This window comes from Sphingomonas sp. RS2018 (genome assembly GCF_054489605.1).
On the sequence record NZ_JBTMWL010000003.1, the window covers coordinates 226,075 to 251,602 of the forward strand.

The following is a 25,528-nucleotide window of genomic DNA, read 5'->3' on the forward strand; positions in this document are numbered from 1 at the left end:
GTCCTTACCGATCGACCTGGAACTGTGGGCTGGTGGCGACGATGTAGAGCAGCATCTGCGCGCGCTTCCTGGCCTGTAGCGACGGAGTCGCGTTAGTGATGGCAGCGGCGGCGCTGGTCAGAGCGGTCTTCTGCGCGGCGGTCATCTGGTTCGCCATCATCAACAGGTTGATGCGGTCGATCATGCCGGCGGTGTCGGTGTCGAACGCCTCCCACGCGGTCCAGGTCGTGCTGCTCCCCGTCCAGCCGGGGATGCCCGGATTGGTGGTGAATTCGCTGCGCGTCTGGTCGCCGGTGACGGTCCAGTTGTAGAGCAGGTTGTGGAGGCGGATGACGTTGGCGGTCGTGACCAGCTTCGATGGGCCGCTCTTGATCGTCGGATTGCCGGGCAGCGGATAATCGGGCGGATAGAAGTTGAAGACGGAACCGCTGCGGAACACGCCCTGCAGCACGCCCGCATCCTGCGTGACGAAGGGATAGCCGTCGGTCGACATGCCGACGACGCGCATCGTGGCGAGCAGGGTGAGGATCGGCTCCTTCACCTTGCCGTCGGCCGTACCGTTGCGCACGTCGCCGCGCGCTTCCGCGTCGGTCAGGATGGCGCGGACCACCGCCTTCATGTCGCCGCGCACGCCGGCACCATTGTCGGCGAACTTCGCCGCAACGCGCGACACATAGGCCGCGGAGGGGTTGGAGGTGACGAGTTGCTGGATCAACGCCTTCGACACGAACGGCGCGGTGGACGCATTGTTGAACGCCGCGTCGACCACCGCCTTCACGCTGTCGGTTTGCGTCGCGCCGGCGGCGACCGAGGTGCCCAGGAACGCCTTGGCCGTGGTGTCGTAGCGCGCCGACACTTGCACCATCGGTGCAGCATAGTCGCGGACGTTGGCGTCGGTCAGCGCGCCGCCGTTCAGCCGGGCGTAGGTCCAGCCGGTCAGCGCCTTTGCCACGCCCTTGATATCGTCGGTGGTATAGTTGGGCATTGCGGCGCCGGTGGCGTCGAGGCGGCGGGTGCCGTCCATGTTGAGCTGGTCCGGGCCCATGCTGAACAGCTGCAACAGCTCGCGGGCGTAATTCTCGGACGGGGCGGTGCGGTTGCTGTCCGCCATGTCGAGATAGTCGCCCATTATCCCGCTCATGGTGACGTTCATCAGCAGGTCGCGGTAATTGCCGAACGCACCACCCAGCAGGATCTGCTGATAGGCGGCGATGCCGTTCGTCTCGTTCACCTCGACCTCCGAGGTGACGAGGATCTGCGACAGCGCAAAGGCGACCCGCTGGCGCAGCTGGTCGGGCGAATTCATCGCGTCGGCATAGAAGCGCATCGCGACGGGTTCGCGGCTGAAATATTTGCGGTTGCAGGCGGTGTCGCCAACGCCAGCGCCGGCCGTGCAGTAATTCTGCGCGACGCCGGTGGTGCTGGCGATATCGTCGTACTTGCTGCCGGTCGCGGCAAATTGCTCGTCGATCCAGCCGTTGATGCCGAGCGAGACGATTCGGTTCACGACATCAGTGGTCGGCCCGAACGTCGCCTGGCGCGCGAGGCGCACCGCATCGACCGAGGATACCGGTGTGGGCGTCGGCGACGCGGCCGGCGTCGGTGCGGGCGTGACCGAGACGAGGCCGGAGCCCGATCCCGACGACCCGCCGCCGCAGCCCGACAGCGCGAACATCGCCGCCATCGACACAGCCGAAGTCCAGCCCCTGCGCTTGAATACCGTCACTATCCGCAATCCCCGCTCGGAAACCTCGCGGCATCCTCCCCGACTCCGTTGTATATGGAATCGAGGATCGGAAGAAGTGGTTAACGTGGCTAACGCCCTGTTAACCGGCGGATAATTCGGGCGGTTCGGCGCTGATGGCGCTTGCCTTGAACTACATAGAAAAGCCCGCGCGGTTTCCCGCACGGGCATTCTCTCGTAACCGTGCCGGACGCGACGTCCGGAGGTCTGACCTGCTTAGCGCTTCGAGAACTGGAAGCTGCGCCGGGCCTTCGCCTTGCCGTACTTCTTGCGCTCGACGGTACGGCTGTCGCGGGTCAGGAAGCCGGCGGCCTTCACCGGTGCACGCAGCGCCGGCTCGTAGCGGGTGATCGCCTGGGCGATACCATGCTTGACCGCGCCGGCCTGGCCCGACAGGCCACCGCCCTTGACGGTGCAGACGATGTCGTACTGGCCCTCGCGACCGGCGACCTGGAACACCTGGTTCATCACCAGACGCAGCGTCGGACGTGCGAAATAGACTTCCGAATCGCGGCCGTTGACCGTGATCTTGCCCGAACCCGGCTTCAGCCAGACGCGGGCGACGGCGTCCTTACGACGGCCGGTCGCATAGGCGCGGCCCTGCTTGTCGATCTCTTGCGCGCGCAGCGGCATGGTCGGGGCGGCGGGCTGGACGCTGACGGGCGCTTCGGTCGCACCCTCGGCGCCCGACGTGGCGGGAGCCTCGGTCGGGGCGGGCTGGCCGGCGGCGATCGCGCCCAGATCGGAAAGGGACTGGCGGTTGTCGGACATTATGCGCCCACCTTGTTCTTGCGGCTCAGTGCGGCCACGTCGAGGACTTCGGGGTTCTGCGCGGCATGGTCATGCTCGCTGCCGTTAAAGACGCGCAGGTTGCGCATCTGCTGGCGACCGAGCGGACCGCGCGGGATCATGCGCTCCACGGCCTTTTCCAGGATGCGCTCGGGGAAGCGGCCGTCGAGGATCTTGTCCGCGGTCACTTCCTTCAGGCCACCCGGATAGCCGGTGTGCTTGTAGTAGATCTTGTCGGTGCGCTTCTTGCCGGTGAACTGCACCTTGTCCGCGTTGATGACGATGACGTTGTCACCGCAATCGACGTGGGGCGTGAAGCTCGTCTTGTGCTTGCCACGCAGCAGGTTGGCGATGATAACCGCGACGCGACCGACCACCAGACCCTCGGCATCGATCAGATGCCACTTCTTTTCCACTTCGTGCGGCTTAACCGACTTGGTGGTCTTCAACAGCGCCTTCATGGAGCTACGACCTCTGCAAAATGATTCGCGCCGCCCATGACGGAGCGGCGCGGAGGAGGGGCCATTGCCGTTGGGCTAGTGAAAAGTCAAGCAAAGTGCGGCTTTGCTGACGGGTATCGGGATACCCTACCGCTTTCCCACCGCATGAGCGCCGCCGACCGCGACCACGACCAGCAGCGCGCCGACCAGCTGGTGTAGCGCCGCCAGCCAGATCGGGACGCCCGCCATCACGGTGGCGATGCCGAGCAGGATCTGCGTGCCGACCGTCACATGGATAAGCACAGAGGCGCGCCGGTTCCCGCTCCGCTTCGCACCGCGCGCGAGCAGCATCAGCCCGGCAAAGGCGACGAACGCCCACCAGCGGTGGATGAAGTGGACGACGTAAGGATCGTCGACGATCGCGGTGAAGAAGGCGTGCGACGCGAATTCGTCGGCGGGGAAGACGCGCCCGTTCATCAGCGGCCACTGGTCGGTGACGAGCCCGGCGTTGAGACCGGCCATCAACGCGCCGTAAATCAGCTGGACGAACAACAGCACAAGAGCGATCCCGCCCAGCCGCGTCAGGCGCGCTGGCTGCGCGTCGTGGTTCTTCGCCAGCATACGGAGGTCCGCCGCCGTCCAGACGATGCCGCCCAGGATGACAAGCGCGAGGTTCAGGTGGACGGCGAGGCGGACATGGCTGACGTCGGTGCGCACCGACAGGCCGGACGAGACCATCCACCACCCGACCGCACCCTGCAGCGCGCCGAGCGCCAGCAGCGCGCTCAGCCGCGGCCCGTAGCCGCGCGGAATCGCCCGGCGGAACGCGAACCACGCCAGCGGCAGCGCGAACGCCAGTCCGATCACGCGACCCATCAGCCGGTGGAGGTATTCCCAGAAAAAGATGCCCTTGAACTGGTCGAGCGTCATGCCGCGGTTGAGCTGCTGATATTCGGGGATCCGCTGGTACTTCGCGAACTCCGCCGCCCAGGCGCTTTCGCTGAGCGGCGGCAGCGTCCCCGTCACCGGACGCCACTCGGTGATCGACAGCCCCGATTCGGTCAGCCGCGTAATTCCGCCGATGACGACCATCGCGACGATCAGCGCGGCGACGACATGAAGCCAGCGCACCAGCGCGAGCGGACGGGCGGACGGCGGATCGAGCGGGGGGCGGAGCATATCGTCCGGTTAGCGGATGGGCGTGCCCGCGCCAAGGATCGCCTTGACCGTGCCGCCGGGTCGCCGGCCACCGCAAAGGTCGCGTAAACGTCCTTCATTCGTCCCCTGTCGTCGCTTTTATAAACTTTGAATGTGGGGCGCCGAACGTCGATCGGATGGATCACCCAAGAGGGTGAAGCAGATCGCGGCGATGTAGGACATCGGTTTCTCGACAGCGTTACGGTCAAATTCGCCTGATCGCACACTAGCCAAAATTCGCGCACAGCACATGCCATGTGATATTGTAACCTCGCAACGATCCTTCTATATCGGCCATGCAATGGAACAGTCGAACCGCCTTCGCCGGACATTCGGCCTCGATCGGATCGCGATCGGGCTTTCCGGGCTGTGTCTGGTCCATTGCCTGGCGACGGCGGTGCTGATCGCGGTGGCGTCGGCGGCGGGCGGGTTGCTGCTCGATCCGCACTTCCATGAGATCGGCCTTGCGGTGGCCATTCCCCTGGGTGCGATCGCGCTCGGTCGCGGCATCTGGACGCACGGCTATATGATGCCCTCGGCGATCGGTGCCTTGGGGCTGGGCATGATGGCCGGCGCGCTGACGCTGCAGCATAGCGATGTCGAAGTGCTTTATACGATCGTCGGCGTCGCGACGCTGGCGCTGGGGCATGAGCTGAACCGGCGCGCGACCTACTGAGCGGCTCGCTTGCCGCGGGCGGGGCGGGGGCTTACATTCGCGTCATGGGCGCACATAATCATCACGAGCACAAAGGCCCCGATCTCGCGCGCGAGGCCGAGACAACACTGGTGAAGGCCGGCGAGCAGTGGACGGCGATGCGCGCGCAGGTGTTCGATGCGCTGGCCGGGTTCGAGCGGCCCGCGTCGGCCTATGACATCGCCGATGCGGTGTCGAAGGCGCAGGGGCGCCGCGTCGCCGCCAACAGCGTGTACCGTATCCTCGACCTGTTTGTCGGCGCGAACTTGGCCAGCCGGGTCGAGAGCGCCAACGCCTATGTCGCCAACGCCCATCCCGGCTGCCTGCACGACTGTATCTTCCTCGTCTGCGACCGCTGCGGACAGACGACGCATATCGACGACGACAGCATCACCGGCAGCGTCCGCAAGGCCGCGGTCGGCGCGGGCTTCGCACCGGTGCGCCCGGTGATCGAGGTGCGCGGGCACTGCGCGACGTGCGAGGCGGCGGCAGTTTAAACTGCTGCCTTCCAACCGACCTGAACGAACCCGTCCGGCCGTTACGTTTGCGCGACACTTTCGCGTGGTCGCGGGGACGGGTTTGCGACAGCTGCTCCCGATATTCACTTCATCCCCGGTCATCGGGGCGAGTTTCAAAGGAGTGCGTATCATGAAGAAGCTGATCCTTACGTTCGCCGCCCTCGGCATCGCCGCCGGCGCCGTTCCTTCGGTCGCGGTCGCGCAGCCGGGCTGGCAGCCGATCAACGCCCGTCTGAACAACCTCGACCGGCGGATCGATGTCGGCATCCGCAACGGATCGCTCGACCGGCGCGAGGCGGTGCGGCTGCGCGGCGAATTCCGCCAGCTCGTGAACCTCGAGGCGCGCTATCGCCGCGGCGGGCTGTCGATGGGCGAGCGCCGCGACCTCGACCGCCGCTTCGACGCGCTCTCCTCGCGCATTCGCTGGGAGCGGCAGGACGACCGTCGCGGTCGTCGCTGATAACAGGTCATCCGCGCCTCGCACCCCACCGGGTGCGGGGCGTTCGGATTCAGTCGGTATCGCCGTCTTCGTCTTCGCGATCGCGGTTGGCGTAGATCATCGCGGCGGCGACGGCGGCGGAGCCGATGCCGACGCCGAGACCGATCGCCTTCAGCGGCCATTTCCCGTTCTTCGCCGCGCCCTTCACCCGCGCCTTGGCATCCCGTGCCGCCTTCACGATCTCGTTCGTTTCTTCCTCGGCCACGCTCACTCTCCCTTGTCCTTGCGATATTGCGCGCGGAAGCCGTTGGCAAACGCGGACAGTTCGCCCGCCGAAATCGCGGTGCGCAGGTCCGCCATCAACGCGCCGTAGAAGGCGAGGTTGTGTTCGGTCATCAGCATCGCGCCCAGCATCTCGCCCGCACGGACGAGGTGGTGGAGATAGGCGCGGCTCCATTGCGCGCAGACCGGACAGCCGCAGGTCGGATCGAGCGGGCCGGTGTCCTCGGCGAACTTGGCGTTGCGGATGTTGATCGGGCCGGTGCGGGTGAAGGCCTGACCGGTGCGGCCCGAACGCGTCGGCATCACGCAATCGAACATGTCGATGCCGCGTTCCACCGCGCCGACGATGTCGTCGGGCTTGCCCACCCCCATCAGGTAGCGCGGGCGATCGACCGGCAGCTGCGCGGGCGCATAGTCGAGGCAGGCGAACATCGCCTCCTGTCCTTCGCCCACCGCCAGCCCGCCGACCGCATAGCCGTCGAAGCCGATGTCGGTCAGCGCGTCGGCGGAGGATTTGCGCAACCCCTCGTCCAGCGCACCCTGCTGGATGCCGAAGATCGCATTGCCCTCGGCATGGTCTTCCGCAGCGAAGAAGGCGTCGCGGCTGCGCTTCGCCCAGCGCATCGACCGCTCCATCGCCGCGGCCTGCACCTCGCGCGTCGAGGTGGTGGGCACCAGCTCGTCGAAGGCCATGGTGATGTTCGAGCCCAGCAGCCGCTGGATTTCGATCGAGCGTTCGGGGCTGAGCAGGTGGCGGGTGCCGTCGAGGTGCGACTTGAAGGTCACGCCCTCCTCGCTGCGCTTCGTCAGATCGGCGAGGCTCATCACCTGATAGCCACCCGAATCGGTCAGGATCGGCCGGTCCCAGCCCATGAAGCCGTGCAGCCCGCCCAGCCGCGCGACCCGTTCCGCACCGGGCCGCAGCATCAGGTGATAGGTGTTGCCGAGGATGATGTCGGCGCCGGTCGCGCGGACGTCGGCGGGCTTCATCGCCTTCACCGTCGCGGCGGTGCCGACCGGCATGAACGCGGGCGTACGGATGTCGCCGCGGCGCATGCGGATCGTGCCGGTGCGCGCGCGGCCGTCGGTGGCCGCGATGGTGAAGTCGAAACGGGGAGGCTGGGTCATCGCGTCGGGCTCATCGCCGCCGCCGCAACGCTTGGCAAGGCCGCGGCGTTGGCAGCGGCATGGCGGACGAGAAGCAGACGCTGCGCGCGATGGCGCAGCACCGGGGGCTTACGTTGAAGGCGTCGCGGCGGCGCAAGCCGGGCGGGGACTTCGGGCGATACGGTCTGGTCGATGCGGGCGGCAAGGCCGTGCTGGGGATCGGCGACGACGGGCTGACCGCGACGGCGGGCGAGGTCGAGGCGTATCTGCGCGATGCGGCGATGGCGGACTGGAAGGGATCAACCAAGGGCCTGCCCAAACGCAAGACGCCGCGGCCGGCGCCCGTGCTAAAGCCGAAACCCAAACCGAAATTTCGGCCGAAGGTTGAGAATATCTTTGCTGCACTGCCGGCGGCTACGGGCGACGAGGTCTTCACCGACCTGCTGAGCAAAGGCGGCGTGCGGGTCGAGCGGATCGTGTCGGCGGGACAGGTCACGCCGGAGGACGCGCCGATGTGTGCGACCGACACGGAATGGGTGATCGTACTGGCCGGCGAGGCGCGGATGCGGATCGAGGATTCGGACGAGGTGACGCTGAAGTCCGGCGATCACCTGACCATCGCGGCCGGGCAGCGGCACTGGGTGACGGCGACCAGCAAACGGCCGAAGACGGTGTGGCTGGCGGTGCATGTCGCGGGCAAGCCGGGTTGAAGGCGTCGAAGGTTCCGGGAAAGCGACCCATCTCGGAACCTTCGGTTGTTATTTGGAAGGGGCTGGCGCCGGCGCATTGGCGATCGTCTGGGGGCGCGTCTGTGACATGGCGACAGGATGTGCCGATCCCGAGCGATGTAGGACAGCGCAAATCAGTGGGCGTGCATCCCGCAGTCGCCGGTTTCGATCTGCACCGTGGCATGGCCGATGCCGAAGTCGTGCTCCAGCCGGTGCTGTACGTCGCGCAGGAACGCATCGCCGGGATGACCGGCGGGCATCACCAGATGCGCGGTGAGCGCGGCTTCGGTGGTGCTCATCCCCCAGATGTGGAAGTCATGGATATGCGTCACGCCCGGCAGCGCGGCGAGAGTGGCGCGCACCGCTTGCGGATCGATGGTGGAGGGCACGCCCGCGAGCGCCAGCCCGAGCGATTCGCGCAGCAGGCCCCAGCTGCTCCAGAGGATCACCGCGACGATCACGAGGCTGACGACGGGGTCGATCCACGCCTGTCCCGTCCACAGGATCAGCAGACCCGCCACGACGACGCCCGCCGACACCGCCGCATCCGCCGCCATGTGGAGATAGGCGCCGCGGATGTTGAGATCGCCGTTGCGCCCGCGCGCGAACATCAGCGCGGTCGCGGTGTTGACGGCGATACCGGCGAGCGCGACCCAGACGACGGTCTGCGCCCCCACCGCGGGCGGATCGCCCAGGCGGCGCAGCGTTTCCCACAGGATTGCGCCGGTCGCGACCAGCAGCAGCACCGCATTGGCGAGCGCGGCGAGGATCGACGATCCCTTCAGCCCATAGGTGAAGCGCCCCGACGCCGGTCGCCGCGCCAGCGTCGCGGCGCCCCAGGCAATGAGCAGCCCCAGCACGTCGGACAGATTGTGCCCGGCATCGGCTAGCAGCGCGACCGAATCCGCGGCGATGCCGAACCCCGCCTCGACCACCACGAACCCGAGGTTCAGCGCCGTACCGATCGCGAAGGCGCGGCCGAAGTCGGCAGGCGCGTGGGCGTGGCCGTGGCCGTGATGGCCGTGCGAATGGTCGTGATGGGCGCCCATGACTCTGCGCTTAGCGCGCGCCAGCACGCGAGGGAACCTGTCGCCGTGGCATCACCGCCGCGGTGGGCCGCCGTCCTGCCGATCGCCCTCGCGCCGCCCGCGGCCGTTGCCGTTCATCGGCGACGACCGGACGGTCAGCATTTCGGCGCGCGACAGCGTGCCGTCGCGGTTCGCATCCAGCCGGGTGAAGATCGCCTCGACCCGTGCGGCGAGTTCGGTCGCGGTCACGCGATTGTCGCCGTCGCGGTCGATCTCGAACGGGGTGGGGACGCCGTTGCGGTCGCCCAGCCAGCGTTCCGACCAATCGGCGAAGGCGAGATAGCCGAGCCCCGCCTGCCACTCCGGCCCTGCGGTGATCGCCGCGATTCCCGCGCGCGTCTCCGCCAGCGTGACGCGCGCATCGCCGTCGCGATCGAACCCGGTCAGCAGCAGCGCGACCGGCTCCGCCACGATCGTCGACTGCGGCGGGCGATAGGCGTCCGGCCGGCGCGTGGCCTGCGCATCGGTCGCCGCCGGCTGGACGGCCTGCGCGGCGAGGAAGAGGAGGATCATCGGTCTGGGCTTTCGTGCGTGGGAGGGCGCGTCGCGGTCACGATAGGGGGCCGGGCGCCCGTCGCCTAGGCGTCGCAACACGGGCGTGGAAACGGAAGCAAGTCGTTAACCAAATCCGGCTAGTCCACGCAGTCGTGAACGCCAGACTCTTCCGGACGCCGCAGCCACGCGGTCGGTCGGCGGGCCATCGACCCGCGGAGGACGATCGTCCGACGAGCCTCGGTCGCATCTTCGCCTGGGCGACGATCGCCGCGTTGATCGTCGGGGTGCTGGGGCTGGGCGAGCCGGTCGACGATTACTTGCGCCGCGCGCGTGATTTCTTCCGCGATGTACAGCCGTCCGGCGACACCGTCATCATCGGCATCGACGACCGCAGCGTCGAGCGGCTGGGTAGCTGGCCGTGGTCGCGTGTGCGCCATGCGCAGCTGGTCGACCGGCTGCACAACGCCGGTGCCAAGCGCATCTTCTTCGATATCTTCTTCCACACGCCGGCCTCGACGAAGGCGGAGGAAACGGCCTTTGCCGCGGCGATCGAGCGCGCCGGGAATGTCTGGCTGGCCGCGGGATACACGGTCGATCGGGCGACGGGTCAGATACGACCGAAGCTGCCGCGACCCGAATTGCTGCGCCACGCACACCCTGTCAGCGTCTCGCTCAACTACTCGTCCATGGCGTTCGTCCGACGGCTCAACTATTCCGTGGATTACGGCGGTCGCCAATTCCCGTCGATGGCGTCGCTGCTCAGTGGTGTGCATGGCGGGCCGAACGAAAGCTTCGTGCTCGACTATGGGATCGATCTCAACGCGATCCGGACGATCAGCGCGTCGGACGTGATCGACGGAACTGTCCCCGCTTCATCGCTGCGCGGCAAGGACATCGTGATCGCCGTCGCCAGCCACGATATCGGCGACATTTATTTCGTGCCGGGAACGGGGCTCATCAACGGCGGCTACATCAACGTGCTCGGCGGCGAGACGCTGAAGCAGGGGCGGCCGATCGATATCGGCTGGTTCATCCCGCTGCTGGCGACGCTGCTTCTGTCGGCGATCCACATGTTCGCGCGAAACCGGTGGATACGGCGAAGCGCGATTACGCTGGCGCTGGCAGGTGGCACGGTGGTGCCGTTCATCGCGGAGCCTTCGCACATCTTCTTCCAGACCGTGCCGATGCTGGTGCTCGGCGTCAGCGTTGCCAGCGGTGCGGCGTGGTTCAACTTCCGCCGGTCCTACAAGGTTCTGGGCAACATCAACGCGGTGTCGGGCCTGCCCAACCTCAACGCTTTGCGCGAGGAAAGCTTCGAGGCCAACTCGGTGCTGGTCGTCGGACGCATCCGCAACTTTGCCGAAATCAGCTCATCGCTGCCGATCGAGGGCGAGCGCGCGCTGGTCGAGCAGATCGTGGCGCGTCTGGCGCTCGGCTCGCGCGGCGCACAGCTCTATCATGGCGACGAGGGGCTGTTCGCCTGGGCGACGGCGCCGGACGTCGCCGGTTCCGATCAGCTCGATGCGCTGCATGCGCTGTTCCGCAGCCCGGCGTTGGTCGATGGACGCCCCATCGACCTGTCGATCACGTTCGGTGTCGATTCGATCGGCGACCGCGATTTCACCAACCGCATCGGTTCCGCGCTGGTCGCCGCCGACGAGGCCGCGGTCGAGAATTTGCGGTGGAAGGCCTATGATCCGGCGCGGCTGGCGGACGCGGAGTGGAAGCTTTCGCTGCTCGGCCGGCTGGATGCGGCGATCGATTCGGGTGAGATCTGGGTCGCCTATCAGCCGCAGCTGGAATTGAAGACCGGCCGTATTTGCGGCGCCGAGGCGCTGGTGCGCTGGTCGCATCCGGAGAAGGGCGCGATCAGCCCGATGGAGTTCGTGCTGGCCGCCGAGCAGCATAACCGCATCGACAAGCTGACCGAATTCGTCCTGTCCGACGCAATCCGGATGGCGGCGGGCTTTGCAGCGCGCGGCGAGGCGTTCGATGTCGCCGTGAATATCTCGGCGCGGTTGCTCGAAAAGCCGGGCCTGATGGCGATCGTCCGCCACCAGCTCGCCGAATCGGGACTGGCGCCCGAGCGGCTCACGCTGGAAGTCACCGAATCGGCGGCAATGAGCAGCGGTCGCGCGTCGATTCGCACGCTCGAGGAACTGGGGTCGCTCGGCATCAACGTGTCGATCGACGACTATGGAACGGGCTTTTCGACGCTCGAATATTTCAAGAAGATTCCGGCGACCGAAGTGAAGATCGACCGCAGTTTCGTTGCGTCGCTCGATCGCAATGCGAGCGACCGCCTGCTGGTGCGGTCGGTGATAGAATTGGCGCATTCTCTGGGACGTAGCGTCGTCGCCGAAGGCGTCGAGACGCCTGAAGTGCTTGCCGAGCTATCGAATATGGGCTGCGACAAGGTGCAAGGTTATCTGATCGGCAAGCCGGTCAACCTCGCCACGCTGATCAACACCCTTGAGGACCGCTCGCGCTCGGCCGCCGCCTAGGTGGTTACCAGATTGTAAATTCCGTCCCTCCCTGATACAGATGCGGGTGCGTCGTCCTGCGGCGGCGCAGCCTGGACACAGGGGAGCAATGGTATGATTAAGCAGCAGCAGCCGGTCCGCGGTTTCTGGGACTGGGTTTCGACCGGTCACTGGGAAGGTGGCACGGGTAACGCGGGCACGAACGGCTAAGCCAATCGTACTCGTAATCGATTGAAGCCTCGGCGTGCCAACGCCGGGGCTTTTCTTATGGGCCGTGTCGACCGCGCCGGAACCTGCTTGCGCGCCACGCATTGCCAGACCGAATTCAGTAGACACGGGAGCTTTGCGATGACGAGGGCCATGACCGCTATCCGGACCGGAGCCGCCGCCATGGCGATCGTCGTTTTGTCCGCCTGCACCATGAACGGCGAGAGCAGCAGCGCCACCGATGGCGCCAGCGCGACCGCGACGACGCCGGCCGCGACGATGGACACGCCCGCGCGCAGCGGTGGGGCGGAGGCGATCCTGAAGACGGCGAGTGGCACGACGGTCGGGCGGGCGACCGCGACGTCGACGGGTGGTGGCGTGCGCATCGCGATCGAGGGTACGGGCATGCCGGCGGGCACGCATGGCGTCCACGTCCACGCGGTGGGGCGCTGCGACGGGCCCGACTTCACGACAGCCGGTGCGCACTGGAATCCGGGTATGAAACAGCACGGTGCTCAGAACCCTGCCGGGCCGCATGCCGGCGATATGCCGAACCTGCTTGTCGGGACGGATGGCGCAGGCAAGCTCGACTTCACACTGGCGGGCGGGACGATGGCGGGGCTGCTCGATGCGGACGGTTCGGCCTTCGTCGTTCACGCGGCGCCGGACGATCTGAAGACCGATCCGTCGGGCAACTCGGGCGCGCGGATTGCGTGTGGCGTCTTCATCGCGACCTGAGCGTCATCCGCGCAACGGGTAACGGGCGATCGCTTCGTAGTGCGCACCGCTGCGGCCGAGTTCGCTGCTATATACTTCGAAGGCGTTTGCCGTCCACGTATCGCTCTTGAGCGCGGCGTGGTCGGCGATCCAGTCTTCGACGGGGCCGCTCGACCAGTTCAGTCGGGCCAGCGTGACGTGCGGGTGATACGTCCGCCGCTCGGGTAGCAGCCCGGCACGGATCAGGGCTGCATCGATCCGGGCATGCAGCGCCGCAATTGGTTCACGCGGCGCGACCGCAGCCCAGAGAGCGGTTGCGTGGCCGCGATCCTCGAATTGGCCGACACCGTCGATACGCATCGGCACTGGTGGCGCGTAGACCGACGACAGGGCGGCATCGACATCGGCAGCGACATGCTCGTCGACCTCTCCGATGAACCGCAGGGTCACGTGCAACTGCGAATCGTCCTGCCATCGCGCATCGCGGACACCAGACATCGTGTCCAGCAACAGCGATCGGACGGGCGGGGGCGGGCGGAGGGCGACGAACAGGCGGAGCATGTCTGTATCTAAATGTTGCTGTTATCGAACACGATAGCGGTTTCGCTTGAAAGGGCCCGCGGCCCCTACGATATTCTGCGGATACCGGTCCATCGACCGGCCACAAGGAGCTGTATTCGACATGGCAAACTGGTCTGACCCCCGGGCGGAGAATGCGCCCTTCGCCGCGCGGTACGCCGGTGTGCGTTCGGCGGAGTATGACGCGGGCCTGCGCTCGTACATGCTCTCCGTCTACAACTACATGGCGTCGGGCGTGCTGCTGACCGGCATCGTCGCGCTCGCCTTCGCCTATTCGGGCCTTGCCGCGCAGGTGATGACGACGCCGCTGCGCTGGGTGATCGCGCTGTCGCCGCTGGCGTTCGTGATGGTGATGAGCTTCGGCATGAACCGCTTGTCGACCGCGGCGCTGCAGGGCCTGTTCTGGGCATTCGCCGCCGTGATGGGCCTGTCGATGTCGGCGATCTTCCTCGTCTACACCGGCCCGTCGATCGCGATCACCTTCTTTGCGACCGCCGTCGCCTTCCTGTCGCTCAGCCTCTACGGCTATACGACGAAGAAGGATCTGTCGGGCTTCGGCACGTTCCTCATCATGGGCCTCGTCGGCCTGATCGTCGCGTCGCTGCTGAACCTGTTCTTCCAGTCGCCGGTGATGAACCTGGTCATCAGCGCGGTCGGCGTGCTGCTGTTCGCAGGGCTCACCGCCTATGACACGCAGCGGATCAAGTCGATGTACGAGTATGTCGCCGGCACCGACATGATGGGCAAGGCCGTCATCATGGGCGCGCTCTCGCTGTATCTCGACTTCGTGAACATGTTCCAGTTCCTGCTGTCGTTCATGGGCAACCGCGAATAGTTCGACCCGAATCGGGTGAACCGGGCGAGGGCTCGGCGGGATGACCGCCGGGCTCTTCGTCTTGGGAGGAACCGCGCGGGGCGGCAGATCGTTCTACTTTCGTAACAGGCCTGATGGCCGGAGGAGGAGGATATGACCGCAATGACCGACCAACTCGACGAGTCGATCAGCGTGAACCCAGGCGATCCGAAGGAAGCGTCGCGAACCAAGGACGCCGGTCACGACGAATCGATCGCCGAACGGCTCGAGCGTAATCCCGAGAGCAAGGAAGCACGCCTCGACCGCGCGCTCGATGAATCGATGGACGCCAGCGATCCGCCGTCGGGGACGCAACCGGTCCATAACCATCAGCCCGCGCCGTCGTCGGGTTATGACGAGGAAGCGGAACGGCAGCGTCAACAGAATAGTTGAGCCGCCGCGCCTGGCGCGATGAGATCGAGGACCGCGGCGGTGAAAAACCGCCGCGGTCCTTTTCGTTTTCTGGCTCTTCACCGCCCGGCGTGCGCGGGCTAAGACATTGCAATGAATGTGATGTTGGTTCGCTTACACGGGTTCGTCGCCGCCCTGCTGCTCCTCCTGCCACTGCCGGCTTGGGCAGAGGTGCGGATGACCTTCTGGTCGCACGACACGAGCAACTATTTCCCGCATGCCTTCGTCACGCTGAAGGGCAAGATCGATGCGACGGGCGAGCCGGTCGACACCAGCTATGGCTTTACGCTCAACGGTCTCAGCCCGGCCGCGCTGTTCAAATCGGTGCCGGCGCACATCGATTTCACCGCCAAGAGCTATATCCGCCGCAGCAACGCCCATTTCACGGTCGTGCTGAATGACGCGCACTATATGGCCATCAAGGCGCTGGCGGAGGAGTGGGGGGCGCCGGGATCGAAGTGGAACCTCAACCGCCGCAACTGCGTCCACTTCGTCGCCGAGGCCGCCCGCCGCGCGGGGCTGACGGTGGTCGAGAACCGCAAGCTCATGAAGAAGCCCAAGAGCTTCACGCGATCGCTGATCCCGCTGAACCAAGGCCGCATCGCCGTCGTCGAGATGAACGGCAAGGCCTATTGGGCGGCAAACCCGGATGAAGAACTGTTCGGCGTGCCCGAGAAGGTCGGCGGCTCGGTGCTCGATCGGCGCGTGCGCGGGATCGACAAGGTCGCTGAGAAGCCCGACCCGACGTCGTAGGCGATCAGGACGGGGTCAGTTCGATCACGTCGATCGTCGATTCGAAGGCGGGGTAAGGCAGCACCAGCCGCCAGCGCCGCTCCCCGATACGCTGGACCACGCCAATCATGTCGCGCGCGGCGTCCTGGCCGTAGCGCAGGGGCATCCGCTCGTCGCCGAGCACCAGCGTGCCGAGGAAGACGGCGCGCTGATCGTCGTCGGGCAGGATCAGACCAGTCGGACGCTGCGATCCCGTCGTCTTGGTGAAACGCAGCGCGTCGCCCTCCGGCGCGATCGTGCAGCGGAACGGCGGATAGGTGACGATCTGCGGTGCGCCCTCGATGCGGGCGCCAAGCTTGACGACCCGGCAGGCGTAGGTGCCGATCGGCGGCACCGGCCCGGTCGATGCGACGTCGGACTGGAGCAGCGGGCCGTAGCCCACCAGTTCGCGTTCGCCGCCATTCGCGCGGATCTTCGTCAGCGCGTCCTGCCACGCATCGCGCCAGCGCCGCAGCCGGTCGCGGTCGATCGACGTCGCCTGTTGCCGCCAGTCGCTCGCCGCCGGTTTGCGCTCGGGACAGGGCGCAGAGCCGGCGGGTGTCTCGGCCGGCGCGCCGGTGCAGGCGAGCAGGGCGGCGGCGGCGACGAGGATCGTCACGCCGCGGTCCAGCCGCCGTCGACCGACAGATTGGCGCCGGTGATCTGCGCCGCGGCATCGCCGCACAGGAACAGCGCCAGCGCCGCGACCTGTTCGGCGGTCACGAACTGCTTCGTCGGCTGGCCGGCGAGCAGCACATCGTTGATGACCTGTTCGCGCGACAGGCCACGCGCCTTCATCGTGTCCGGGATCTGCCCCTCGACCAGCGGCGTCCAGACATAGCCGGGCGAAATGCAGTTGGCGGTGACGCCGAAGGTGGCGAGTTCGAGCGCGACCGTCTTGGTGAAACCGGCGAGGCCGTGCTTCGCGGTGACGTAGGCCGACTTGAACGGCGACGCGACGAGGCTGTGCGCGGAGGCGGTCTGGATGATCCGGCCCCATTTCGCGCCCTTCATGTGCGGGATGGCGAGGCGGGTGGTGTGGAATGCCGCGGTCAGATTGAGCGCGAGGATGAGATCCCATTTGTCGACCGGGAAGTCCTCGACCGGCGCGACATGCTGCATGCCGGCATTGTTGATGAGGATGTCGACCCCGCCGAACGCGTCAGCGGCCTCGGCCATCATCGCCTCGATCTGGTCGACCTTCGTCAAATCGTGCCCGCTGTACCGCGCACCGGCGCCGCTCGTCGCTTCGAGTGCGGCGCGCTCGCTCTCGATCGCGGCGGCGTCGCCGAAGCCGTTGATGACGACGTTCGCGCCCTCCGCCGCCAGTGCCTTGGCGTAGGCGAGGCCGATGCCCGAGGTGGAACCGGTGACCAGCGCGGTCTTGCCTTTGAGGAACATGCTTATCTCCTAGTCTCCGTTCGTCCCGAGTGCCGCTGAGCTTGTCGAAGCGGCGTATCGAAGGACGTGGCGCCGGCCAACGATGCTTCGATACGCGCCTTCGGCTTCGCTCAGTCGCTACTCAGCCCGAACGGTGGGGTGATTGGACGTGTCACCTTTTCGTCAGGTCGAACGCCGCGGTTCGGCCGTCGAGAATATTGCTGGCGACCAGTCGCGATTTCGCCATCGTCTCGGCGACCGCGGCAGCGCCGGCCGCCCAATGCTCGCGCATCGTCCGGGCGGAGAATTCGAAGTCGCGCGCGCCGCCCTCCCACGCATTCGCGCGATAGATCAGGTGGACGAGGTTGACCGCCGGCTCGTCCGCGGCGGCGGCGAGCGCGCGCACGTCGGGATCGTCGAGCAGCGCCTGCGGCAGCTTGGCAAGCAGCGCGCGGATCGCCTCGCGCTCCTGACGCAGCTTCAGCCGCTCGGCCGTCACCGCCCTCGTCCGGCTGGAGAAGCGAATCTCCTTTTCGCGTGCCGCCACGTCCATGATCGTGCGCGGCATCGCCGTATCGGCGGCGAACAGGTCGACCTGAAACACCAGCATCTCCGCCATCTGGTGGTCGAGGACGTGGGTCAGCGGCGTGTTCGAGACGAGGCCGCCGTCCCAATACCAGCGTCCGTCGATTTCGACCGGGGGCAGGCCCGGCGGGAGCGCGCCCGATGCCATGATGTGCCGCGCGTCGATGCGGTCGGTGGTCGTGTCGAAATAGCGGAAGTTGCCGCTTTCGACATCGACCGCGCCGACCGACAGGCGGACGGGGCCGTCGTTCAGCAGATCCCAATCGACCAGCCGGTCGAGCGTGGCGGCGAGCGGCGAGGAATCGTAGAAGCTGAGCGCCTCCACCGACCCCGGCACCGCCATCGTCGGGGGCAGGGGCCGCGGTGCGAAGAAGCCGGGGACGCCGGTCGCCATCACCGACCAGGCCGACACCTCGTGCAGGAATTCGCGCAGGCGATCGTCGGGCATGATCGGGAAGCTCGGTAACGCCCAGGTCATCGTCTCCCAGAAGTCGCGAAGCCGCTTGCAGCGAAGCTCGGGCGGGTTGCCGGCGACGATCGCGGCATTCACCGCGCCGATCGAGATACCGGCGACCCAGTCGACCTCGATCCCCGTCTCGCCCAGTGCCTCGATCACGCCTGCCTGATAGCTGCCGAGCGCGCCGCCACCCTGCAACACGATCGCGACGCAATCGGGCAGCGGCAGGCCGGTGTCGCGCGCACGGCGGGTGTGGCGGAGTTCGGGTTCGGCATCGGCCATCGGGCGGGACAATGACCGGCGCACGCGTTGGTTGCAACCTCGGGGCCCGCGACGCATTCATGGCGCTGGTGTAACGAGTGTGAGGGGGGCGGCCATGCGGCTCGACGATCTGGGTCCGAGTAACAATGTCGACGACCTGGGGTCGGGCGGCGGGGGCGGGGGCGGGGGTATTCCGATCCTCGGCCTGCTGCTGCCGTTCCTGTTCCGCGGCAAGATGGGCTGCGGCTCGCTGCTGCTGATCGGTGTCGTCGGCGCGTTCCTGCTGTTTTCGGGCGGGCTCGGCAGCCTGCTGGGCGGCGGTGGCGGCGGCGGTCCGGTGCAGCGGCCGGGGCAGGGCACGACCGCCCAGTCGGGCGCGGCGGTCTGCAACACGGCCGAGCGCCTGTTCGCCTGTCGCGTGCTCGCCTCCACGGAGGAGGTCTGGGGCAAGGTCTTCGCGGCGAACGGACAGCAGTATCAGCCGCCGCGGCTGCGCTTCTACGAACGCGGCGTGACATCCGGTTGCGGTGCGGCGTCTTCGGCGGCGGGGCCGTTCTACTGCCCCGGGGACAACGGCGTGTATCTCGACACCAGTTTCTTCGACGAATTGCAGAACCGCTTCGGCGCGCAGGGCGACTTCGCGCAGGCCTATGTCATCGCGCATGAGGTCGGCCACCATATCCAGAACCTGACCGGCGCGGCGCAGCGCGTATCGCAGATCCAGCGCAGTGGCAGCGAGGCCGAGGGCAATGCCGCATCGGTGAAGCTCGAGCTGCAGGCGGATTGCTATGCCGGCGTGTGGGCGAAGCAGAGCGGGCGGCTGGAAACGGGTGATATCGAGGAGGGCATGACTGCCGCCAATGCGATCGGCGACGATACATTGCAGAAGAGTGGCGGCGGGGCGGTGGTGCCCGACAGCTTCACCCACGGATCGTCGGCGGAGCGGATGCGCTGGCTGAAGCGCGGGCTGGACAGCGGCGATCCGGCGCAGTGCGATACGGGGCTTGGGGTGTAGCAGCCCGACTCTAGCCACCCGTGTTCCCGCCTTCGCGGGAGCACGGCGTGGAATACAGAACGGCCCGGGCATCGCTGCCCGGGCCGTTCCTCGTTCTACCGCTACTGACGCGTCAGTAGGTGCCGGAGAAGCTGCGGTTCAGGTCGGTCTTGCCGCCCTGATCCCGATCGCCGTCCTTGCGGTCGCTTTCGTGGAAGAAGGCGCCCGAGCGTTCCTCGTCGCGCCAATGCTTCTTGGCGTCGGCGGCGGTGCGGTTGATCGTCACCTTGTCGTCGACGCTTTGGAGCCAGCTCGACGGGATCGAGTGATGGCGTCCGCCGGCATCGGCGTCATTCTTGGTGAGGATGATGCGGTCGCCGCGCACCTTGTCGACGGTGCCGACGTGCTCGCCGTCGGAGCCCAGCACCTCCATATGCTCGTTCACGCTCGACAGCGAGGTGCGCTGCGTCTGGCGGTTGGTGCGCCAGCTGCCGAATTCATTGTCGAACTTGCGCGCATTCTCCTGGCGATACTCGTGATAGTCGCGGTCGAGTGCCTCGATCTGCGAGCGGCGCCAGCTCGAATAGTCGCTGTCGTGCGACGGCTGCGGATAGCCGCGGCCCGAGCGACCATCCCCGATACGCTCGTCATAGCGCTGGTCACGCTCACGGCGGCGCTCGGCCCCCTCGTCGCCGAACCAGGAGCGGACTTCGTCACCGGCGCGGGCGATGAAGCCGCGATCTTCATAGTCATAGCCCTGCGGCTGGCGACCATAGTCGTGCTCGTTGCGCCGGCTCACGTCGCGGCCCCAGCTGTTGCCGGCGTCGTTGTGCTCGAAACGCTGGCCGCCGGACGCCCTCGCGCCATAGTCCTGCCGGCCGTGCTGGCCGCCTTGCTGATTTTGCCCATAGCTGCGGTCGCCGCCGTAATAGTCGCGATTGCCACCGTAATTTTCGCGGTTGCGATCGCCATAGCCGGTGCCGCCGCCCCGGAAGTTGCGCTCGTCGCGGTCGCGCTCGGCGCCGTAATATTCGCGCGCGCTCGACAAGTCGCTCTGCCGGCCGCGCCCCGACGGGTCGCTGCGATACCAGTCCTGCGGATAGTCGCGGTCATATGCCATCGTCGTCATCCTCCTGCATCCAAACGCGGCCGGAAGAGGTCGTTGCGACCGTCGGCCACGTACGAGCGATTCAACCGAGATCAACGGATATGGTTGCCTGGACGAGCGGCGGCGGGCGACGAGCCGTTGGCCCCGCGCGGCGGGCAAAAGCGCGCGCGCGGGCGTTGCATCGGCGCGATCATCTGGTATTGGAGCGCCCAAGGCGCAGCCACTGGCGCGCCGGTCCGGGAGTGCGGGGCTGTAGCTCAGATGGGAGAGCGCTGCAATCGCACTGCAGAGGTCAGGGGTTCGATTCCCCTCAGCTCCACCACCACCACTCCCGATGCTTTTCGAAACGAAAAGAGGCCGCCGGCGTATGCCGACGGCCTCCTCTCAGCGATCGATGGAGTTCAGGCGAAGCGGATGCGTGCGGCGACGCGCGGCTTGCGGCGCACCGCATAGCCCATGCCGCCAAAGCCGAGCATCATCATCGCCCAGGTCGCCGGCTCCGGCACGGCCGAGTTCACCGCGGTGCCGGACAGGCGGATGTTGTCGATGCCCCAGGATTCGTCGTTGCCGTACTGGAAGCCCGCGCCGCTCGCGCGGATGCCGAGCGTCAGGGTGCCGTTGATCGCGCTCAGGTTCTGGAGCGCGGTCGCCGTGCTCATATCGACGATGCGATCGTTGAAGGCGCCGTTGTAGAGGTAGCTGCCGAAGGCGGTCTGCGTGCCGCCGCCCAAGCGGGTGGCGTTGCCCGAGGTGTTCGCTGCGGTCAGCTGCAGCACCTGCGCACCATTGACGAAAATGTCGAGATAATCGGGGGCGGGCGAGCCATTGTCGCTGTCCCACGAGTCGATCAGTGCCAGCGCGAAGCCCGCGTTGATGTTGGTATAGCCCGAGAGGCCGTTGAAGGTCAGCGTGGTCAGGCCGGCGGTGTCGTTGCGCAGGTAGTTCTGGCTGAGCCCGCCCGCCGTGACATTGTCGTTGGCGAGGGTGGCGCCGTTGGCGGTGATGCCGGCGGTGACGCCCGCGGCCGCCGTCTGCGCGCCGTCGAGGTTGTTGCTGTAGAGCGTCGTCTGCGCCGCTGCCGGTGCCGCTGCGAGCGTTGCGGCGATGGCCGCGCCGAACATGATCTTGTTCATTTCGAATTCCCTTTTGTTGCCGCCGATTGGTCGTTGAGCCATCCGTTAATCGGACGGTAATCTTGGGCAACACTTCATTTTGGGACGTTTCGAAGCGGGACGAAGCTGTATTCTATTAACCATGACTATTTTAACTATAATGTCTCCAACGAAACTCTTGTTCGCGTCGGTTATGCGATTGCGCTTGCCGAAACCGGCGCAAAGGCCCATTTTAAGGGTCTCATGCCGTTTTCGAACCTCCCCCCACGCCTCGCCGAGGCGCTCTCCGCGCGCGAATATACTGCGCTCACCCCCGTCCAGGCCGCCGTGACACAGGAAGACGCCGCCGGGCGCGACCTGATCGTCTCCGCGCAGACCGGCTCCGGCAAGACCGTGGCGTTCGGCCTCGCCATCGCCGGTGAACTGATGCCCGAGGGCCAGCTGCCGCAGCCGGGCTTGCCGCTCGCGCTCGTCATCGCGCCGACGCGCGAACTGGCGTTGCAGGTCAGCCGCGAGCTGGCGTGGCTCTATGCCGGCGTCGGCGCGCGCATCGCCACCTGCGTCGGTGGCATGGACGCGTCGAAGGAGCGCCGCGCGCTCAGCCACGGCACGCATATCGTCGTCGGCACGCCGGGGCGCCTGCGCGATCACGAGGAGCGCAACGCGCTCGACCTGTCGGCTTGCCGCGCCGTCGTGCTCGACGAGGCCGACGAGATGCTCGACATGGGCTTCCGCGAGGATCTGGAAGCGCTGCTCGACGCGACCCCGAACGGCCGCCGCACCCTGTTGTTCTCGGCGACGATGCCGAAGCCTATCGTGGCGCTAGCCCGCAAGTATCAGCGCGACGCGCTGCGCATCGAGACGGTCAGCGACACGCGCGGCCACGGCGACATCGCGTATCAGGCGATGGCAGTCGCACCGTCCGACATCGAACATGCCGTCATCAACCTGCTGCGCTTCCATGAAGCGGAGACGGCGATCCTGTTCTGCGCCACGCGCGACAACGTCCGCCATCTACACGCCTCGCTGGTCGAGCGCGGCTTCTCCGCCGTCGCCCTGTCCGGCGAGCATTCGCAGAGCGAGCGCAACCATGCGCTGCAGGCGCTGCGCGACCAGCGTGCGCGTGTCTGCGTCGCGACCGACGTCGCGGCACGCGGCATCGATCTGCCCTCGCTCAGCCTCGTCGTCCATGTCGAGCTGCCGCGCGATGCCGAGGCGTTGCAGCATCGTTCCGGCCGCACCGGCCGCGCCGGCAAGAAGGGCACGGCGGTACTGATCGTGCCCTATCCGCGCCGCCGCCGTACCGAGATGATGCTGCGCGGCGCGCGCATCAACGCCGAGTGGATCGAGGTGCCGAGCCCCGAGGACATCCGCGCGCAGGATCACGAGCGGCTGCTGACGACGCTGCTCGCCCCCGTCGAGATCGACGAGGAGGATGTGGCGCTCGCCCAGCGCCTGCTGGAGACCAAGTCGGCGGCGGAGATCGCGGCGATGCTGGTCCACGCGCATCGCGCCAAGCTGCCGCAGCCCGAGGAGATGATGGATCGCGGTGCCGCGCCCGAGCGGGTGCATCGTCCCGGCTTCGACGACACGGTGTGGTTCCGCATCGACATCGGCCGCCGCCAGAACGCCGATCCGCGCTGGGTGCTGCCGCTGATCTGCCGGCGCGGCCACATCACGAAGAACGAGGTCGGCGCGATCCGCATCGGGCCGATGGAGACGTTCTTCCAAATCCCGCGTCCGCTCGCAAGCAAGTTCGCGCAAGCGGTCGAGAAGAGCGCGGGCGAGGACGACGGCGCGACCATCCTGCCGGCACCCGACGGCCCGCCGCAGGGCGCGCATGCCCGCGACGGCGGCGGTGGTGGTGGCGGCGGTCCGCGCGGTGGCGGCCCGAACCGGCCGCAGCGTCCCGGTGGCGGCAATTATCGCGCGCGGCCGGCGGGTGGCGCGCCACGGGGTGGTCCGCGTCGGGGGTGAGATTGGCGGGGCGTTGGCTCGCGTGACGACGTCATCCTTGCGACGGCGGGGATCGATTGACGGCACCTAAGCGTCTTCGCCACGACGGTTGGGTCAATAAAGTCCCGCCTACGCGGAATGACGAGGTGGGACGGATGTCCATCGCTTGACCCGCCACGGCAGAGACGCGACGGAGTGAGGGCATGTCGATCACCCCCCGGATCCTCGTCGATGCCGACGCCTGCCCGGTGAAGGACGAGATCTACCGCGTCGCCTGGCGCACCGAAGTGCCGGTGACGCTGGTCGCCAACAGCCACTTCCGCATTCCCGACCACCCGCTCGTCTCGCGCATCGTCGTGTCGGACGGCTTCGACGCCGCCGACGACTGGATCGCGGACAGCGCGGATGCCGCCAGCATCGTCGTCACTGCCGATATCTTGCTCGCCGATCGCTGCCTGAAAGCGGGGGCGACCGTCCTGTCGCCGACCGGCAAGCCGTTCACCAGCGCGTCGATCGGCGGGGCGGTGGCGACGCGGGCGATCATGGCCGACCTGCGCGCTGGCCTTGGCGAAGGGATCGGCGGGCCGAAGCCGTTCGCGAAGGAGGATCGCTCGCGCTTTCTGTCCGCGCTCGACACCGCGATCGCGCGGTTGAAGCGTGGCTGACGAACCGGTCATCCCCGCCGCCACGGTGGTGGTGATGCGCGACCGGGATGGTGCGCCGCCTGAGCTGTTGATGGTCGAGCGGTCGCGGGCGATGCGCTTCGCCGGCGGGGCACTGGTGTTTCCCGGGGGACGCGTCGATGCCGGCGACGTGGCGATGGCTGGTGGCGACGACGAGTTGGCCGCACGCATCGCCGCGATCCGCGAGTGCATCGAGGAGGCGGGCGTTGCGCCGGGTCTCGACCCCGCCGCCGATCTCGCCGCGATCCGCCGTCGCCTGCATGACAGTGCCCCGATGGTCGAGGCGCTGGCGGGGGCGGCGATCGATGCGCAGGCGCTGGTGCCGTTCGCGCGCTGGCTGCCGCGCGGGGTGACGCACCGTATCTTCGACACGCGCTTCTATCTCGCCCGCCTGCCCGAGGGCGCGCCCGAGCCGGTGGTCGATGCGACCGAGAACACGCGTGTGTTCTGGTCGAGCGCACGCGCGGTGCTGGACGCGGCCGATGCGGGACGGGCGAGCATCATCTATCCCACGCGCCGGAATCTCGATCGCCTCGCGCTGTTCGGCGATGTCGCGGCGGCGATGGCGCACGCTCGCGCCTTTCCGGTGCGCACCGTCACGCCTTGGAGCGAGATGCGCGACGGCGTCGAGTATCTCTGCATCCCCGACGATCTCGGCTATCCGGTCACCGCCGAACCGATGCGATCGGTGCAGCGGGCATGATCGCGCTACGCCGCGCGGTGAAGGCCGCGATGATCTTCGCGATCCTGCTCGCGATCGGCTTCACGCTCTACACGATCGCACGATCGCGGCCGCAGGATCTGCCGTGGACGAAGCTCGACCTTAGCCAGCCGCCGGGGCGCTTCACCGCCGGCAAGATCGCGGCGCTCGGCAGCGACTTCGCGCAATGCCGGACGCTGCTCGATCGCGCGGGCGTGCGCTATACCACGCTGGAGTCGGTGCGCGGCCAAGGCGGGCAATGCGGCTATGCGGACGGGGTGCGCGTGTCGGGCGGGTCGGCGGCGCTGCGCTACAGCCCGGCGGGGCTCGGCGTCGCCTGCCCGGTGGCGGCGGCGATGGCGATGCTCGAATGGAACGTGATCCAGCCCGCCGCCGAGCGTCGCTTCGGATCGCGGGTGCGGACGGTCGAGCATTTCGGCAGCTATAACTGCCGGCGGATGTATGGGCGCAGCGCCGGCGACTGGAGCCAGCATGCGACTGCCGACGCGATCGACATCGCCGGCTTCGTGCTGGCGGATGGGACGCGGATCAGCGTAGTGCGCGACTGGGACGCGGAAGGAAAGGACGCGGGCAAGGCCGCGTTCCTGCGCGACGTGCGCGACGGCGCGTGCGACGTCTTCACCACCGTGTTGTCGCCGGATTACAATGCGGCGCACCGCGATCACTTCCACCTCGACCAGGCGAATCGCGGGACGATGGGGTGGGGGGCCTGTCGATAGCCCCCCGGGG

28 protein-coding genes and 1 tRNA gene are annotated in these 25,528 nt (G+C 67.3%); 15 read left to right on the top strand and 14 right to left on the bottom strand.

Going from position 1 to position 25,528, the window contains the following annotated elements; translation table 11 throughout:
- Positions 1-4: 4 nt before the first annotated feature.
- The 4 genes from ACX40P_RS10355 to ACX40P_RS10370 form a co-directional block, all read right to left on the bottom strand.
- A complete protein-coding gene (locus ACX40P_RS10355; protein ID WP_459126261.1) occupies positions 5-1,684 on the bottom strand; it encodes a DUF1800 domain-containing protein in 1,680 nt (559 codons plus the stop codon).
- 276 nt (positions 1,685-1,960) lie between these two features.
- Positions 1,961-2,515, bottom strand: coding sequence for a 30S ribosomal protein S9 (gene rpsI, locus ACX40P_RS10360; protein WP_459126262.1), 555 nt, complete (start codon positions 2,513-2,515; stop codon positions 1,961-1,963).
- Positions 2,515-2,994 (bottom strand): 50S ribosomal protein L13, encoded by a 480-nt coding sequence (rplM, locus tag ACX40P_RS10365; RefSeq protein ID WP_459126263.1) that lies wholly within the window; start codon positions 2,992-2,994, stop codon positions 2,515-2,517. The genes rpsI and rplM overlap by 1 nt, the downstream gene beginning before the upstream one ends.
- Before the next feature lie 126 nt (positions 2,995-3,120).
- On the bottom strand, positions 3,121-4,152 hold the full coding sequence (locus tag ACX40P_RS10370) for a COX15/CtaA family protein (RefSeq protein ID WP_459126264.1): 1,032 nt from the start codon (positions 4,150-4,152) through the stop codon (positions 3,121-3,123).
- Between the two features lie 319 nt (positions 4,153-4,471).
- Here ACX40P_RS10370 and ACX40P_RS10375 point away from each other — a divergent pair, with 319 nt between their 5' ends.
- The 3 genes from ACX40P_RS10375 to ACX40P_RS10385 all read left to right on the top strand — a co-directional run bounded on the left by ACX40P_RS10375 (position 4,472) and on the right by ACX40P_RS10385 (position 5,842).
- Complete coding sequence (locus ACX40P_RS10375; RefSeq protein ID WP_459126265.1) at positions 4,472-4,846, top strand: MerC domain-containing protein; 375 nt, start codon at positions 4,472-4,474, stop codon at positions 4,844-4,846.
- Positions 4,847-4,890: 44 nt separating this feature from the next.
- Positions 4,891-5,361 (top strand): Fur family transcriptional regulator, encoded by a 471-nt coding sequence (locus ACX40P_RS10380; protein ID WP_459126266.1) that lies wholly within the window; start codon positions 4,891-4,893, stop codon positions 5,359-5,361.
- A 151-nt stretch (positions 5,362-5,512) separates the two neighbouring features.
- A complete protein-coding gene (locus ACX40P_RS10385; protein WP_459126267.1) occupies positions 5,513-5,842 on the top strand; it encodes a hypothetical protein in 330 nt (109 codons plus the stop codon).
- A gap of 49 nt (positions 5,843-5,891) precedes the next feature.
- On the opposite strand, the gene ACX40P_RS10390 is transcribed toward ACX40P_RS10385, so the two are convergent.
- Together ACX40P_RS10390 and tgt are read right to left on the bottom strand one after the other, a co-directional pair.
- The gene (locus tag ACX40P_RS10390) at positions 5,892-6,086 is read right to left on the bottom strand and encodes a hypothetical protein (RefSeq protein ID WP_459126268.1); all 195 of its coding nucleotides are present in this window, start codon (positions 6,084-6,086) and stop codon (positions 5,892-5,894) included.
- Between the two features lie 2 nt (positions 6,087-6,088).
- Entirely contained in the window at positions 6,089-7,231 is a 1,143-nt protein-coding gene (tgt, locus tag ACX40P_RS10395; RefSeq protein WP_459126269.1) for a tRNA guanosine(34) transglycosylase Tgt, read from the bottom strand.
- A 59-nt stretch (positions 7,232-7,290) separates the two neighbouring features.
- Here tgt and ACX40P_RS10400 point away from each other — a divergent pair, with 59 nt between their 5' ends.
- A complete protein-coding gene (locus tag ACX40P_RS10400) occupies positions 7,291-7,920 on the top strand; it encodes a cupin domain-containing protein (protein ID WP_459126270.1) in 630 nt (209 codons plus the stop codon).
- A gap of 152 nt (positions 7,921-8,072) precedes the next feature.
- Here ACX40P_RS10400 and ACX40P_RS10405 read toward each other — a convergent pair whose 3' ends face one another.
- Positions 8,073-8,987, bottom strand: coding sequence for a cation diffusion facilitator family transporter (locus ACX40P_RS10405; protein ID WP_459126271.1), 915 nt, complete (start codon positions 8,985-8,987; stop codon positions 8,073-8,075).
- 51 nt (positions 8,988-9,038) lie between these two features.
- Positions 9,039-9,539 carry an EF-hand domain-containing protein gene (locus tag ACX40P_RS10410; protein WP_459126272.1) on the bottom strand — a complete coding sequence of 167 codons (501 nt, stop codon included), beginning with the start codon at positions 9,537-9,539 and terminating at the stop codon, positions 9,039-9,041.
- 134 nt (positions 9,540-9,673) lie between these two features.
- Here ACX40P_RS10410 and ACX40P_RS10415 point away from each other — a divergent pair, with 134 nt between their 5' ends.
- Complete coding sequence (locus tag ACX40P_RS10415) at positions 9,674-12,025, top strand: EAL domain-containing protein (protein ID WP_459126273.1); 2,352 nt, start codon at positions 9,674-9,676, stop codon at positions 12,023-12,025.
- A 369-nt stretch (positions 12,026-12,394) separates the two neighbouring features.
- On the top strand, positions 12,395-12,949 hold the full coding sequence (locus ACX40P_RS10420) for a superoxide dismutase family protein (protein WP_459126274.1): 555 nt from the start codon (positions 12,395-12,397) through the stop codon (positions 12,947-12,949).
- A 3-nt stretch (positions 12,950-12,952) separates the two neighbouring features.
- Here the strand turns inward: ACX40P_RS10420 and thpR are convergent, their stop codons facing one another.
- Positions 12,953-13,489, bottom strand: a complete 537-nt coding sequence (thpR, locus tag ACX40P_RS10425) for an RNA 2',3'-cyclic phosphodiesterase (RefSeq protein WP_459126275.1) — start codon at positions 13,487-13,489, stop codon at positions 12,953-12,955.
- Between the two features lie 121 nt (positions 13,490-13,610).
- Here thpR and ACX40P_RS10430 point away from each other — a divergent pair, with 121 nt between their 5' ends.
- The 3 genes from ACX40P_RS10430 to ACX40P_RS10440 all read left to right on the top strand — a co-directional run bounded on the left by ACX40P_RS10430 (position 13,611) and on the right by ACX40P_RS10440 (position 15,524).
- Positions 13,611-14,342 (top strand): Bax inhibitor-1/YccA family protein, encoded by a 732-nt coding sequence (locus ACX40P_RS10430; protein WP_459126276.1) that lies wholly within the window; start codon positions 13,611-13,613, stop codon positions 14,340-14,342.
- A 141-nt stretch (positions 14,343-14,483) separates the two neighbouring features.
- Positions 14,484-14,753 carry a hypothetical protein gene (locus tag ACX40P_RS10435; RefSeq protein WP_459126277.1) on the top strand — a complete coding sequence of 90 codons (270 nt, stop codon included), beginning with the start codon at positions 14,484-14,486 and terminating at the stop codon, positions 14,751-14,753.
- A 120-nt stretch (positions 14,754-14,873) separates the two neighbouring features.
- Positions 14,874-15,524 carry a hypothetical protein gene (locus tag ACX40P_RS10440; protein WP_459126278.1) on the top strand — a complete coding sequence of 217 codons (651 nt, stop codon included), beginning with the start codon at positions 14,874-14,876 and terminating at the stop codon, positions 15,522-15,524.
- 4 nt (positions 15,525-15,528) lie between these two features.
- Here the strand turns inward: ACX40P_RS10440 and ACX40P_RS10445 are convergent, their stop codons facing one another.
- The 3 genes from ACX40P_RS10445 to ACX40P_RS10455 form a co-directional block, all read right to left on the bottom strand.
- On the bottom strand, positions 15,529-16,161 hold the full coding sequence (locus ACX40P_RS10445; RefSeq protein WP_459126279.1) for a DUF4893 domain-containing protein: 633 nt from the start codon (positions 16,159-16,161) through the stop codon (positions 15,529-15,531).
- Positions 16,158-16,943 carry a 3-hydroxybutyrate dehydrogenase gene (locus ACX40P_RS10450; protein ID WP_459126280.1) on the bottom strand — a complete coding sequence of 262 codons (786 nt, stop codon included), beginning with the start codon at positions 16,941-16,943 and terminating at the stop codon, positions 16,158-16,160. The genes ACX40P_RS10445 and ACX40P_RS10450 overlap by 4 nt, the downstream gene beginning before the upstream one ends.
- Before the next feature lie 151 nt (positions 16,944-17,094).
- On the bottom strand, positions 17,095-18,246 hold the full coding sequence (locus tag ACX40P_RS10455) for a patatin-like phospholipase family protein (RefSeq protein ID WP_459126281.1): 1,152 nt from the start codon (positions 18,244-18,246) through the stop codon (positions 17,095-17,097).
- Positions 18,247-18,340: 94 nt separating this feature from the next.
- Here ACX40P_RS10455 and ypfJ point away from each other — a divergent pair, with 94 nt between their 5' ends.
- Positions 18,341-19,240: a KPN_02809 family neutral zinc metallopeptidase gene (gene ypfJ / locus ACX40P_RS10460; RefSeq protein WP_459126282.1), complete on the top strand. Its 900-nt coding sequence runs from the start codon at positions 18,341-18,343 to the stop codon at positions 19,238-19,240.
- A gap of 112 nt (positions 19,241-19,352) precedes the next feature.
- Here ypfJ and ACX40P_RS10465 read toward each other — a convergent pair whose 3' ends face one another.
- Entirely contained in the window at positions 19,353-20,339 is a 987-nt protein-coding gene (locus tag ACX40P_RS10465; RefSeq protein ID WP_459126283.1) for a DUF2171 domain-containing protein, read from the bottom strand.
- A 234-nt stretch (positions 20,340-20,573) separates the two neighbouring features.
- Between ACX40P_RS10465 and ACX40P_RS10470 the strand changes: the two genes are divergently transcribed.
- A tRNA-Ala gene (locus tag ACX40P_RS10470) sits at positions 20,574-20,649 on the top strand.
- A 79-nt stretch (positions 20,650-20,728) separates the two neighbouring features.
- Here ACX40P_RS10470 and ACX40P_RS10475 read toward each other — a convergent pair.
- Complete coding sequence (locus ACX40P_RS10475) at positions 20,729-21,460, bottom strand: PEPxxWA-CTERM sorting domain-containing protein (RefSeq protein ID WP_459126284.1); 732 nt, start codon at positions 21,458-21,460, stop codon at positions 20,729-20,731.
- A gap of 222 nt (positions 21,461-21,682) precedes the next feature.
- Here ACX40P_RS10475 and ACX40P_RS10480 point away from each other — a divergent pair, with 222 nt between their 5' ends.
- From ACX40P_RS10480 to ACX40P_RS10495, 4 genes are all read left to right on the top strand, one after another.
- Positions 21,683-23,416 (top strand): DEAD/DEAH box helicase, encoded by a 1,734-nt coding sequence (locus tag ACX40P_RS10480; RefSeq protein WP_459126285.1) that lies wholly within the window; start codon positions 21,683-21,685, stop codon positions 23,414-23,416.
- 182 nt (positions 23,417-23,598) lie between these two features.
- The gene (locus tag ACX40P_RS10485) at positions 23,599-24,060 is read left to right on the top strand and encodes a YaiI/YqxD family protein (RefSeq protein WP_459126286.1); all 462 of its coding nucleotides are present in this window, start codon (positions 23,599-23,601) and stop codon (positions 24,058-24,060) included.
- Positions 24,053-24,781 (top strand): NUDIX hydrolase, encoded by a 729-nt coding sequence (locus ACX40P_RS10490; RefSeq protein WP_459126287.1) that lies wholly within the window; start codon positions 24,053-24,055, stop codon positions 24,779-24,781. Before ACX40P_RS10485 ends, ACX40P_RS10490 begins: the two co-directional genes overlap by 8 nt.
- Complete coding sequence (locus ACX40P_RS10495; RefSeq protein WP_459126288.1) at positions 24,778-25,518, top strand: extensin-like domain-containing protein; 741 nt, start codon at positions 24,778-24,780, stop codon at positions 25,516-25,518. The genes ACX40P_RS10490 and ACX40P_RS10495 overlap by 4 nt, the downstream gene beginning before the upstream one ends.
- The last annotated feature ends 10 nt before the right edge of the window (positions 25,519-25,528 follow it).

Coding starts and splice junctions, on each gene's coding strand:
- ACX40P_RS10405 (WP_459126271.1), bottom strand. CDS start 8,987: ATGGGCGCCCATCACGACCATTCGCACGGCCATCACGGCCACGGCCAC.
- ACX40P_RS10430 (WP_459126276.1), top strand. CDS start 13,611: ATGGCAAACTGGTCTGACCCCCGGGCGGAGAATGCGCCCTTCGCCGCG.
- ACX40P_RS10495 (WP_459126288.1), top strand. CDS start 24,778: ATGATCGCGCTACGCCGCGCGGTGAAGGCCGCGATGATCTTCGCGATC.
- ACX40P_RS10370 (WP_459126264.1), bottom strand. CDS start 4,152: ATGCTCCGCCCCCCGCTCGATCCGCCGTCCGCCCGTCCGCTCGCGCTG.
- ACX40P_RS10435 (WP_459126277.1), top strand. CDS start 14,484: ATGACCGACCAACTCGACGAGTCGATCAGCGTGAACCCAGGCGATCCG.
- ACX40P_RS10380 (WP_459126266.1), top strand. CDS start 4,891: ATGGGCGCACATAATCATCACGAGCACAAAGGCCCCGATCTCGCGCGC.
- ACX40P_RS10355 (WP_459126261.1), bottom strand. CDS start 1,684: ATGGCGGCGATGTTCGCGCTGTCGGGCTGCGGCGGCGGGTCGTCGGGA.
- tgt (WP_459126269.1), bottom strand. CDS start 7,231: ATGACCCAGCCTCCCCGTTTCGACTTCACCATCGCGGCCACCGACGGC.
- ACX40P_RS10465 (WP_459126283.1), bottom strand. CDS start 20,339: ATGGCATATGACCGCGACTATCCGCAGGACTGGTATCGCAGCGACCCG.
- ACX40P_RS10420 (WP_459126274.1), top strand. CDS start 12,395: ATGGCGATCGTCGTTTTGTCCGCCTGCACCATGAACGGCGAGAGCAGC.
- ACX40P_RS10485 (WP_459126286.1), top strand. CDS start 23,599: ATGTCGATCACCCCCCGGATCCTCGTCGATGCCGACGCCTGCCCGGTG.
- rpsI (WP_459126262.1), bottom strand. CDS start 2,515: ATGTCCGACAACCGCCAGTCCCTTTCCGATCTGGGCGCGATCGCCGCC.
- thpR (WP_459126275.1), bottom strand. CDS start 13,489: ATGCTCCGCCTGTTCGTCGCCCTCCGCCCGCCCCCGCCCGTCCGATCG.
- ACX40P_RS10475 (WP_459126284.1), bottom strand. CDS start 21,460: ATGAACAAGATCATGTTCGGCGCGGCCATCGCCGCAACGCTCGCAGCG.
- ACX40P_RS10400 (WP_459126270.1), top strand. CDS start 7,291: ATGGCGGACGAGAAGCAGACGCTGCGCGCGATGGCGCAGCACCGGGGG.
- ACX40P_RS10385 (WP_459126267.1), top strand. CDS start 5,513: ATGAAGAAGCTGATCCTTACGTTCGCCGCCCTCGGCATCGCCGCCGGC.
- ACX40P_RS10480 (WP_459126285.1), top strand. CDS start 21,683: ATGCCGTTTTCGAACCTCCCCCCACGCCTCGCCGAGGCGCTCTCCGCG.
- ACX40P_RS10455 (WP_459126281.1), bottom strand. CDS start 18,246: ATGGCCGATGCCGAACCCGAACTCCGCCACACCCGCCGTGCGCGCGAC.
- ACX40P_RS10375 (WP_459126265.1), top strand. CDS start 4,472: ATGGAACAGTCGAACCGCCTTCGCCGGACATTCGGCCTCGATCGGATC.
- ACX40P_RS10410 (WP_459126272.1), bottom strand. CDS start 9,539: ATGATCCTCCTCTTCCTCGCCGCGCAGGCCGTCCAGCCGGCGGCGACC.
- ypfJ (WP_459126282.1), top strand. CDS start 18,341: ATGCGGCTCGACGATCTGGGTCCGAGTAACAATGTCGACGACCTGGGG.
- ACX40P_RS10450 (WP_459126280.1), bottom strand. CDS start 16,943: ATGTTCCTCAAAGGCAAGACCGCGCTGGTCACCGGTTCCACCTCGGGC.
- ACX40P_RS10440 (WP_459126278.1), top strand. CDS start 14,874: ATGTTGGTTCGCTTACACGGGTTCGTCGCCGCCCTGCTGCTCCTCCTG.
- rplM (WP_459126263.1), bottom strand. CDS start 2,994: ATGAAGGCGCTGTTGAAGACCACCAAGTCGGTTAAGCCGCACGAAGTG.